This window comes from Dorea amylophila (assembly GCF_025567265.1).
Taxonomy (GTDB): domain Bacteria; phylum Bacillota; class Clostridia; order Lachnospirales; family Lachnospiraceae; genus Dorea_A; species Dorea_A amylophila.
Genome location: NZ_JAOQJW010000018.1, coordinates 19,408 through 29,792, shown reverse-complemented (window position 1 = coordinate 29,792; position 10,385 = coordinate 19,408). Strand labels below are relative to the sequence as shown.

Genomic DNA, 10,385 nt, shown 5'->3' with positions numbered 1-10,385 from the left:
CATTCTTAAGGCATTCGACACCCACGGAATAAAAAGTAGAAAGCCGTTCCAGTGAATGTGAAGAAGGTGTTGGAAATAATTAAGCGTCAAAATTATGCGTTGGGTTTTCGAAATTTGCCTGTTTGAGCCGAATGGCGAGTTGCAAATTTCGGAAGCCCGTTTTTAGCATAATTTTGACGCTTTAGTATTTCCCGCCGACGGAACCTGAACAGGAACGGCTTCCTACTTTTTATGCAGGTCCGGATCGTCGTGCCTTGCTGAATTAAATCCCAATTTTCTTCTTTACTTCCGTCTCAACCAGCACATTCTGATACCTATATATACTAAGCAATATTCCAAACATTATATAACTTATCATAATTCCGCTTCCTCCTGCAGTCAGGAAAGGGCAGTAATTATTCGAAAGCGGAAAACAGCCCAGATTCTCCACTACATATCCAATGAACTGAGTAAACAGGACCACCACGCATCCGGTTCCCATGATCATGCCAAGTTGGTTTTTCTGGTGTCCGGTCTTTTGCAGAAACCAGATCAGGACAGCGCCTATGACAGCAATCGCCAACACTGCCGCCAGTATTCCATAATAATGTATGACAAATGTCAGCATATAATCACTGTTAAAAAAACCTATCTTTTCACAATCTCCACGTCCTGTAAAATGTGCTCCTGAGATCATATTTCTTATTGTGCCCCATAAGCTTCCTGCATCATTGCCTTCCGGATGAATGAATGCCGACAGTCTTGCCGACTGGTAAGCTCTTACATATCCCATTTTAACCATTAATGTCATCCCTGCTGCCGGAAGCAGGATTACCAGACTCCACATGGTGATCAGCGTTCTTTTTCTATTCACTTCAAACCAGTCTTTCCAGACTGCAATTGATAACAAGATCAGAAATGTAAATTCTACACTAACTGCCATCGGCAGATTCGGAATGCGTAAAATGAACCATATCGGAAGCACCTGCCACAATATGGCCTTTGCGATACCGATACATCCTGTTTTTTTGCTTCGCATGCTATATAATATTGCTGCATATAGCGGTACGATCAGATATAACAGCGGCCGTAACGGTAATGCCATACCGAATAAAACCAGTCCCATTACTACGATCCATATGCCTGCCAGCCGCTTTGCATATTTTCCGATCCAGCTGTAATCAACATAACAGATTCCGATCATACAAGCCAGCCCTGCAAATGTCCACGCAATATTTTTCAGATAATCAATATTGCCGCCAATCCCCGAAGTAATCCCTTCTACCTCTCCCGGATTATTTCCCACATCTGCAAGGGCACTTGTTCTCAGACAGTACATCAGAAGAATTCCTGCCAGATTCAGGACTGCAATAAGACCGATCATTTTCCATGCCATTTTCGGTCTGTGAATCCGGTCCATCTCGAGTCCTACTTCTACCGGATCGCCCATCTCCAGAACCGCTGCCTCTTCCGCCTCTGAAGGTTCCATTCCTTCTGTCATATAATCGCACTTCTGGTCTTCGATATGATCTTCCAGTTCTTTGGTCACTAGTGGAAGTGCGCGTTTACAGCGAATCTGGTCTGTTACCGTCTGTATATATCTTCTCCTATCCAAAGCACACACCACCCATCACATCCAGAACTGCCTGTGAATATTCTTTCCACTCTTCTGATTTTCTCTTTAATTCCTTTTTGCCTGCTCTTGTAATGTGGTAATACTTCCGGATCTTTCCGACTGCTTCTTTTTCATATGCTTCCACGAATCCTTTCTCCTCCAGTCCATGCAGGAGAGGGTACAGGGTTCCCGCCTTTAATTCAAATACATTCTTTGACTTGCCGCGCAGAGTATCAATCATTTCATACCCATACATATCCTTTTCTTCTAATAATTTTAATACCAGCATCGTTGTACTTCCCGAAACCAGGCTTTTATCTACTGCCATCTTTTTTCTTCTCCTTTCCATGCATAACATATAGATCATCTACATATTGTATCGGTTATCTACATATTATATTGATTGCCTATATATGTCAATATGATTCCTATTATTTTATTTCAGAATCTTTTTATATTCTTTTTTTTCTGTCAGCCTCTTTCGAAGATATAATAAAAAAAACGTCAGTTCCGTCTTGCTTTTACCGAAACTGACATTTCTTTTTATTTCTCCGTTTTCACTGGTCAGAGCCACTTTCCCCGTCCCCATTGGCTATCCAATGATGTGTCTTGCTACATATACACCGCTTGCCGATGCATGAGAAAGAGAATGTGTCACTCCACTTCCATCTCCGATCACATACAGACCTTTATGGCAGCTTTCGAGATTCTCATCGATGTCTACTTCCATATTATAGAATTTCACTTCCACACCGTAAAGAAGCGTGTCATCGTTCGCCGTTCCAGGTGCAACTTTATCCAGCGCATAGATCATCTCCACGATACCATCCAGGATTCGTTTTGGAAGTACAAGGCTTAAGTCTCCGGGTGTTGCAGATAAGGTTGGTGTTACAAGGCCTTCTTCAATACGCTTCTCTGTACTTCTTCTTCCACGTACCAGATCACCGAAGCGCTGTACAATAACACCACCGCCAAGCATATTGGAAAGTCTTGCGATACTTTCCCCATAACCGTTGCTGTCTTTGAACGGTTCTGAGAAATGTTTTGCAACCAGCAATGCAAAGTTCGTATTGTCTGTCTTCTTCTCATTGCCTTCATAGCTGTGTCCGTTTACCGTGATGATTCCGTTGGTATTCTCATTTACGACAATTCCATTTGGATTCATGCAGAATGTGCGGACATTATCTTCGAACTTCTCTGTACGATATACAATCTTACTTTCGTAGAGTTCATCTGTCAGATGCGAGAAGATAACTGCCGGAAGTTCTACACGGACTCCGATATCTACACGGTTAGATTTAGTAGGAATCTCCAGCTCTTTACACACTTTCTCCATCCATTTACTTCCGCTTCGTCCTACAGAAACGATGCATTTTTCACATTCATAGTTTCCTTTTTCACACACCACTTTGTAACCGTTTTCAATTATTTCGATCGTCTCTACCGGTGTATCAAAATAGAAATCTATATGATCTTTCATCTGGTCATACAGATTCTGAAGCACCACATAGTTGATATCTGTTCCAAGATGACGTACCGATGCGTCGAGAAGATTCAGCTTGTTCTGCAGACAAAGCTTCTTGAATTTGGTTCCGGCTGTCGAATAGAGTTTTGTTCCTTCCCCACCGTTTTCCATGTTGATTTCATCTACATACTTCATCAGTTCTACTGCCTGTTTCTTCCCGATATATTCGAACAATGTTCCCCCGAAATCATTGGTAATATTATATTTCCCATCAGAAAATGCTCCTGCTCCCCCGAAGCCGCACATGATCGAACATCGTTTACAATTGATACAGCTCTTAATTTTTTCCCCGTCAATCGGACATTTTCTCTTTTCAAGCGGATATCCCTCTTCAAACACGGCAATCTTACATTCCGGCTTCTTTTTCATCAGCTCATACGCCGCAAAAATCCCTCCCGGACCTGCTCCAATAATGATCACATCATAATTCATAAGTATCTTCTCCTTCTCATGACATATATATAAACCTTTCTTCCGGTTTTATATTTATTCTTGTTTCTAATTATACTATTTGCAAGTAAAGTGCCGGCTATATTCTACGTTGACATTCACATTTCGTCAAGCTTTTTCCATAGATTTTTAAAGATTGTTCACAGTATATATCTCTGCATTTTTGTAATGTTTCCCAACAGACAAATTCTCCTTTCCGCATCTATCCTTCTTCGCTTATTTTATGCATCATTTTGTTGTTTTTATGCATTAATTTGCATATTTTCCAACTTTTTTCTCGTTTTTTCTTGCATATTTATAAAATCAGGTGTATAGTATTCCTTGCAGCCGCAAACGCACACTGTCAAAAGAAAGACTTGACTTTTCCGGCTGTATACGAGAAGATAATTTTAAAGCGATTGATAAAACTATATTTCATGTAGGAGGATATATAAGATGAAAGAAAAAGTTGTATTAGCATACTCAGGTGGTCTTGATACCACAGCAATTATCCCATGGCTGAAAGAGACATTTAACTATGATGTTATCTGCTGCTGTATCGACTGTGGTCAGGGGGAAGAACTGGATGGACTGGAAGAAAGAGCAAAGCTTTCCGGCGCAGCCAAGTTATATATCGAAGATATCGTAGATGATTTTGCTGATAACTACATTGTACCTTGCGTTCAGGCACATGCCGTATACGAAGATGAATATCTTCTCGGAACTTCCATGGCCCGTCCTGCAATCGCAAAACGTCTCGTGGAGATTGCACGGAAAGAAAATGCTGTTGCCATCTGCCACGGTGCTACCGGTAAAGGAAATGACCAGATCCGTTTTGAACTTGGTATCACAGCACTTGCTCCAGACATCAAGATCATTGCTCCTTGGAGAATGACAGATATCTGGACCATGCAGTCACGTGAAGACGAGATTGATTACTGTAAAGCACACGGAATCGACCTCCCATTCGACGCAAAGCACAGCTATAGCCGTGACCGTAACTTATGGCATATCAGCCATGAAGGTCTGGAACTGGAAGATCCTTCCAATGAACCTAACTACGATGACCTTCTGGTAATGTCTACCACACCGGAAAAAGCTCCTGACAAAGCAGAATATGTTACTATGACTTTTGAAAAAGGTGTGCCTAAGAGTATCAATGGCGAAGAAATGAAAGTATCTGATATCATCCGCAAGCTGAATGAACTTGGCGGAAAACACGGTATCGGAATCATCGACATTGTTGAGAACCGTGTTGTAGGTATGAAGTCCCGCGGCGTATACGAGACACCTGGCGGAACAATCCTGTATGCCGCTCACCAGCAGTTAGAGGAACTTATTCTTGACCGTGCTACAGCAGAAGTGAAGAAAGAAATGGCTGACAAGCTTGCCCAGATTGTATACGAAGGAAAATGGTTCACACCGCTGCGTGAGGCAATCCAGGCTTTCGTTGAAAGCACACAGGAATATGTAACAGGTGAAGTGAAGTTCAAACTGTATAAAGGAACGATCACAAAAGCCGGAACCACTTCTCCGTACTCTCTGTACAGCGAGTCTCTTGCAAGTTTTACAACCGGTGATCTGTATGATCATCATGATGCTAGTGGATTCATCAACCTGTTCGGACTTCCGCTGAAAGTTCGTGCAATGAAGCTGCAGAACGTAAATAAGAATCAGAAATAACTTTTACAAAAAAGCAACGAAACCTGGTATGCATGAGCAGATATGTGCTTCTTTTTCACGCCACATTTCGTTGCTTTATTTTTTATTTGTATATTTTTATATATTTTTTGTATATTTATGATATAATTTAATTACTTTAAAGCATTCATCTTAAACAGGTAAAAAGGCTGTCAGGTAGCAGTTTTTTTACACACTTTCATTTTTCTTTAAAAGAATCCGGATCTTCCCGTTCTGATTTTATTCGTTTATTTCATGCAATGGATATTGACCGTATATTTCCTTGCATAGTAACATACGCTTTTTTGCCCTCTAAACGTTATGAATGCAGAACGATCCGGATTATTTCCGGCATGTTTCCGTGCATATTCAAAAGGCGTTGTCAGATTTTCTTCTGACAGCGCCTTATTTCTCTTTAAGGATTCCGTAATCTTTAACGCAATGATCCTGTTTTTATGCACTTCTTTGAAACTGCGAATTATACAGTTCAGCATAGAATCCATTCTGTGCAAGAAGTTCTTCATGATTTCCCTGTTCTACGATATCTCCGTCTTTCATAACCAGAATCATATCTGCATCACGTATTGTTGACAGTCTATGTGCGATCACAAAGCTGGTTCTTCCTTTCATCAACTGATCCATTGCCTTCTGGATCTGAATTTCGGTTCTTGTATCTACCGAACTTGTCGCCTCATCAAGGATCAGTATCTTAGGATCTGCAAGCATTGCTCTTGCAATTGTCAGGAGCTGCTTCTGTCCCTGTGACACATTACTTGCTTCTTCATTTAACTCCATCTGATAACCACCCGGAAGGGTCTGTATAAAACGGTGTGCACGTGCTGCCTTTGCAGCCTCCACTACCTCTTCATGCGTTGCATCCAGCCGTCCATAACGGATATTATCTTCGATACTTCCTTTGAACAGCCAGGTATCCTGTAATACCATTCCGAACATTTTTCTCAGATCATCGCGGTTAAAGTCACGGACATCATGCCCGTCCACCTTGATCGAACCACTTCCAACATCATAAAAACGCATCAGTAATTTGATGATCGTCGTCTTTCCTGCACCGGTAGGTCCTACAATCGCAACCTTCTGTCCCGGCTTTACATCCACACTGAAATCATTGATGATCGTGTGATCCGGATTATATCCGAAATGAACATGTTCGAAGCTTACGCTTCCTTCCATTTCATCAATACATGCCGGATGTTCCACTGTCTGGTCTTCTTCCGCCTCCTCAAGGAATTCGAAGACACGCTCAGATGCTGCAGCTGTGGACTGTAACATGTTTGCCACCTGCGCAACCTGCTGGATCGGCTGCGTAAAGCTTCTTACATACTGGATAAAAGACTGGATATCACCAACCTGGATTCTTCCTTTCATAGCAAGATAACCGCCCAGGATAACTTCTCCGACATAACCAAGATTTCCGACAAACTGCATGATTGGCATCATCATTCCGGAAAGAAACTGCGATTTCCATGCAGAAGTATATAAAATATCATTGTCCCGCTTGAATGTAGCGATTACATCCTCCTCTTTATTGAATGCTTTGATGATACTATGACCGCCATAGATTTCTTCTACCTGTCCGTTTACATGGCCCAGATACTCCTGCTGGCTCATGAAATACTTCTGCGAACGTTTTACGATCATAGAAATCAGTCCCATTGAAACCGGAAGAATCAGAAGTGCTACCAATGTCATCAACGGACTGATACTGAGCATCATGATCAGCACACCTATGATCGTTGTCACCGATGTGATCACCTGTGTTGCACTCTGGTTCAGACTCTGGCTTAAGGTATCTACATCATTTGTGATACGGGATAACACCTCTCCATGTGTCTGTTTATCAAAATAATTCATCGGCAGGCGGTTGATTTTCTCCGAGATTTCTTTTCTCAGACGGTAAGTCAGCTTCTGTGATACTCCTGTCATGATATATCCCTGTACGAATGAAAACACCGCGCTTGCCAGATACAGGCATAACAGAATCAGTACAATATGTGCAATCTTGTCAAAATCAATTCCGGCTCCGCCGGATACTTTTCTGACCAGACCTTTAAATATCTCGGTCGTTGCTTTTCCAAGGATCTTCGGTCCTACGATATTAAATATCGTACTTCCGATGGCAAATACAATCACAAAAAATATTCCAATCTTATATGCGCTCAAATATGCCATCAGCTTTTTCATCGTACCTTTAAAATCTTTTGCCTTTTCATTGGACATTCTCGGTCCATGACCTCTACCTCTTGGCATATGATTCCACCTCCTTAAGATCTTCTTCTAATTCTTTCTCTGATAATTGCGAAGATGCGATCTGATAATATGCTTCACAGTTCTTAAGCAGTTCTTTATGTGTACCTTTTCCGACGATCTGACCATCATCTAACACAATGATCTGATCTGCATGGAGAATCGTACTGATTCTCTGTGCGACGATCATAACCGTACTTTCTGATGTTTTCTCTTTCAGCTTTGCACGAAGTGTTGCATCTGTCTTATAATCCAGTGCCGAAAAACTGTCATCAAATATATATACATCCGGATGTTTTGCTATCGCTCTTGCAATCGAAAGTCTCTGTTTCTGACCTCCGGATACATTCGATCCTCCCTGGGAAATGGTACTCTTATACTTTTTCTTCTTTTGCTCAATAAATTCAGTTGCCTGTGCGATCGTTGCTGCCTCTGTCATCTCGGCTTCACTTCCATCCGGATTACCATATAAGATATTTGAAGCAATATCGCCTGAGAATAATACAGCTTTCTGCGGTACATATCCCAGTTTCTCCCGGAGTTCGTGTTGTGATACATTTCGGATATCTTTTCCGTCAATCGTAATCTTACCGTCTGTAACATCATAGAATCTCGGAATCAGATTCACCAGCGTAGACTTACCACACCCGGTACTTCCGATAAATGCCGTCGTCTTTCCAGGCTCTGCGGTAAAGGAAATGTCATGCAGGACATCTTCTTCTGCCCCCGGATAACGGAACGATACATGGTCGAATACAATCTTTCCTTTTCCTTCTTCCGGAATGTGTGACGGGTTCTTGGGATCATGGATCATAGTCTCACTTGTCAGTACTTCGTCTACACGGCCTGCAGATACAGCTGCTCTTGGCAGCATAACCGAGATCATACAGATCATTAAGAACGCCATGATAATCTGCATCGTATACTGGATAAATGCCATCATATCACCAACCTGCATTGCTCCGTCATTGATGCTGTGACCACCCACCCATACGATCAAGACCGCAATACTGTTCATAACGAACATCATAAGCGGCATCATAAATGTCATTGCGCGGTTTACAAATAAGTTCGTCTTTGTCAGTGCTTTATTTGCATCATCAAAACGTTCTTCCTCGTACTTCTGTGTACCAAATGCACGGATAACCGAAAGTCCTGTCAGAATTTCACGGCTGACAAGATTCAGTTTGTCAACCTGATTCTGGATTAGCTTAAACTTCGGCATTACCACCAGGAATAAGAATCCTACGATAACTATAATAACAGCAACCGCAAGTCCGATGATCCACGACATGTCGACATTCGTATGAAAGACTTTCCAGATTCCTCCGATTGCCATAATCGGTGCATACAGAACCATCCGAAGGATCATAACAAGTAATAATTGGATCTGCTGAATGTCATTCGTGCTTCTTGTAATCAGTGATGCCGTAGAGAATTTATCAAATTCCGCATTGGAGAAACCAACCACTTTACGGAATACATTTTCACGAAGTCTGCGTCCGACACCGGCACCGACACGTGATGCCAGCAGTCCGACCAGTATACTTGCTGCCATTCCGAGGAATGCAAGTGCCAGCATCTTGGCTCCTGTATGTAAAATATAGGTAGTTTCGATCTGATCTGTATCAATTCCTATATGGGTGTAAGCGTCTTTAATGTACCCTGCTGCTGCCTGGGCAATAATTGAATCCTGCATGGAATCCATCTGCTGATCCATCTGTCCGATCAGCGCATTCCTGCCTTCAGCTCCCATAAACTCCAACATATCATAGATATCCATCTTATCAACATTCGGAATTCCAGACATCTGTGTCCGCATCTGCTCTTCGATTTTCTGTGTCATCTCACTGCCGGAATCAAATCCTGCTGCCATGAGCATTGGCTTTCCAAGAATCTCTGAAAGCCTGTCCACTTTCTTTTTATCCTCTTTCACAGAAGCTTTTAATTCCATTACAGTACCATTATAGTCGTATTTTTCCACCGACTCTGTATACGCGTTTTTTACAATTTTCTGTCTGTCCGACGGAACCAGCAGTAACAGATGGTTCAGATCTTTTTTGGAAATTGTATCAGGTAGAGCTTCATCAATGCCGCCCTGCTGGATACCTACATTCACAATATCCGATGTGTAAGTCGGCAAAGACAGATCACAATAAGCCTGGACAACCAGTATGCAGATAATCGCTGCCACAGCAGCTGCATATGGTTTCAGAAACTTAAATAATTTTCCCATTTTCTTATGTCTTTCCTTTCTGCATTCATATCTATATACAACGGATCTGTCCTATCCAGTTCCGTCTGTATATTCTATTACTAAAAACTCCCACGTGCCGATGGACATGTCTTTTCTATGATCGTATCCATATCCACACCTTTGAAATCCTTTGAGTTCAACAGATTGTTTTTCATTTCTGTCAGAAGGCGCTTCATCAGAAGTATCTCTTCTCTTGATATTCCCTGATAAACTATTTCTTCCATTTCACAAATTACTCTTTGAATTCCTTCTATACATTCTTCTCCTTTTGGCGCGAGATGAATTTTCACCACTCTTTGATCCTTTTCATCCTGTCTTCGTGTCACATATCCTTTTTCTTCCATCTTCCGTAACGCAACAGTCATGGATGGCGGTGTAATGCCGACACGTTCTGCCAGTTGTTTCTGCGACTGTTCACCCCAATGTTTCAACGAAAACAAGACTCCCGCCTGACTTGGTTTCAAGTCCATTTTTTCCATACGCTTCATTGACTGATATTGCATAAATTTCATTAATTGAAATACGGAAAAAAATGTTGACGTTCCCATATCTTTTTCCAAATCCTCTACCTCCTTTTATTAATTAGAATTCTAACGATTATATTAGTCATTTCCACCAATATTGTCAATGTTTTT

General features: G+C 41.7%; 7 protein-coding genes. 1 reads left to right on the top strand and 6 read right to left on the bottom strand.

Annotated features, from left to right (window positions below):
• Positions 1-262: 262 nt before the first annotated feature.
• The 3 genes from OCV72_RS11715 to OCV72_RS11705 form a co-directional block, all read right to left on the bottom strand.
• Positions 263-1,594, bottom strand: coding sequence for a permease prefix domain 1-containing protein (locus OCV72_RS11715; protein WP_055284018.1), 1,332 nt, complete (start codon positions 1,592-1,594; stop codon positions 263-265).
• Complete coding sequence (locus tag OCV72_RS11710) at positions 1,587-1,922, bottom strand: PadR family transcriptional regulator (RefSeq protein WP_055284016.1); 336 nt, start codon at positions 1,920-1,922, stop codon at positions 1,587-1,589. The genes OCV72_RS11715 and OCV72_RS11710 overlap by 8 nt, the downstream gene beginning before the upstream one ends.
• Before the next feature lie 264 nt (positions 1,923-2,186).
• Positions 2,187-3,551: an NAD(P)/FAD-dependent oxidoreductase gene (locus OCV72_RS11705; protein WP_028088324.1), complete on the bottom strand. Its 1,365-nt coding sequence runs from the start codon at positions 3,549-3,551 to the stop codon at positions 2,187-2,189.
• Between the two features lie 453 nt (positions 3,552-4,004).
• Between OCV72_RS11705 and OCV72_RS11700 the strand changes: the two genes are divergently transcribed.
• On the top strand, positions 4,005-5,231 hold the full coding sequence (locus tag OCV72_RS11700; RefSeq protein ID WP_028088325.1) for an argininosuccinate synthase: 1,227 nt from the start codon (positions 4,005-4,007) through the stop codon (positions 5,229-5,231).
• A 450-nt stretch (positions 5,232-5,681) separates the two neighbouring features.
• Here the strand turns inward: OCV72_RS11700 and OCV72_RS11695 are convergent, their stop codons facing one another.
• From OCV72_RS11695 to OCV72_RS11685, 3 genes are all read right to left on the bottom strand, one after another.
• Entirely contained in the window at positions 5,682-7,496 is a 1,815-nt protein-coding gene (locus tag OCV72_RS11695; protein ID WP_055284011.1) for an ABC transporter ATP-binding protein, read from the bottom strand.
• Complete coding sequence (locus tag OCV72_RS11690) at positions 7,483-9,729, bottom strand: ABC transporter ATP-binding protein (protein ID WP_055284009.1); 2,247 nt, start codon at positions 9,727-9,729, stop codon at positions 7,483-7,485. The genes OCV72_RS11695 and OCV72_RS11690 overlap by 14 nt, the downstream gene beginning before the upstream one ends.
• Positions 9,730-9,809: 80 nt before the next feature.
• Entirely contained in the window at positions 9,810-10,310 is a 501-nt protein-coding gene (locus OCV72_RS11685) for a MarR family winged helix-turn-helix transcriptional regulator (protein ID WP_227097773.1), read from the bottom strand.
• Positions 10,311-10,385 lie beyond the last annotated feature (75 nt).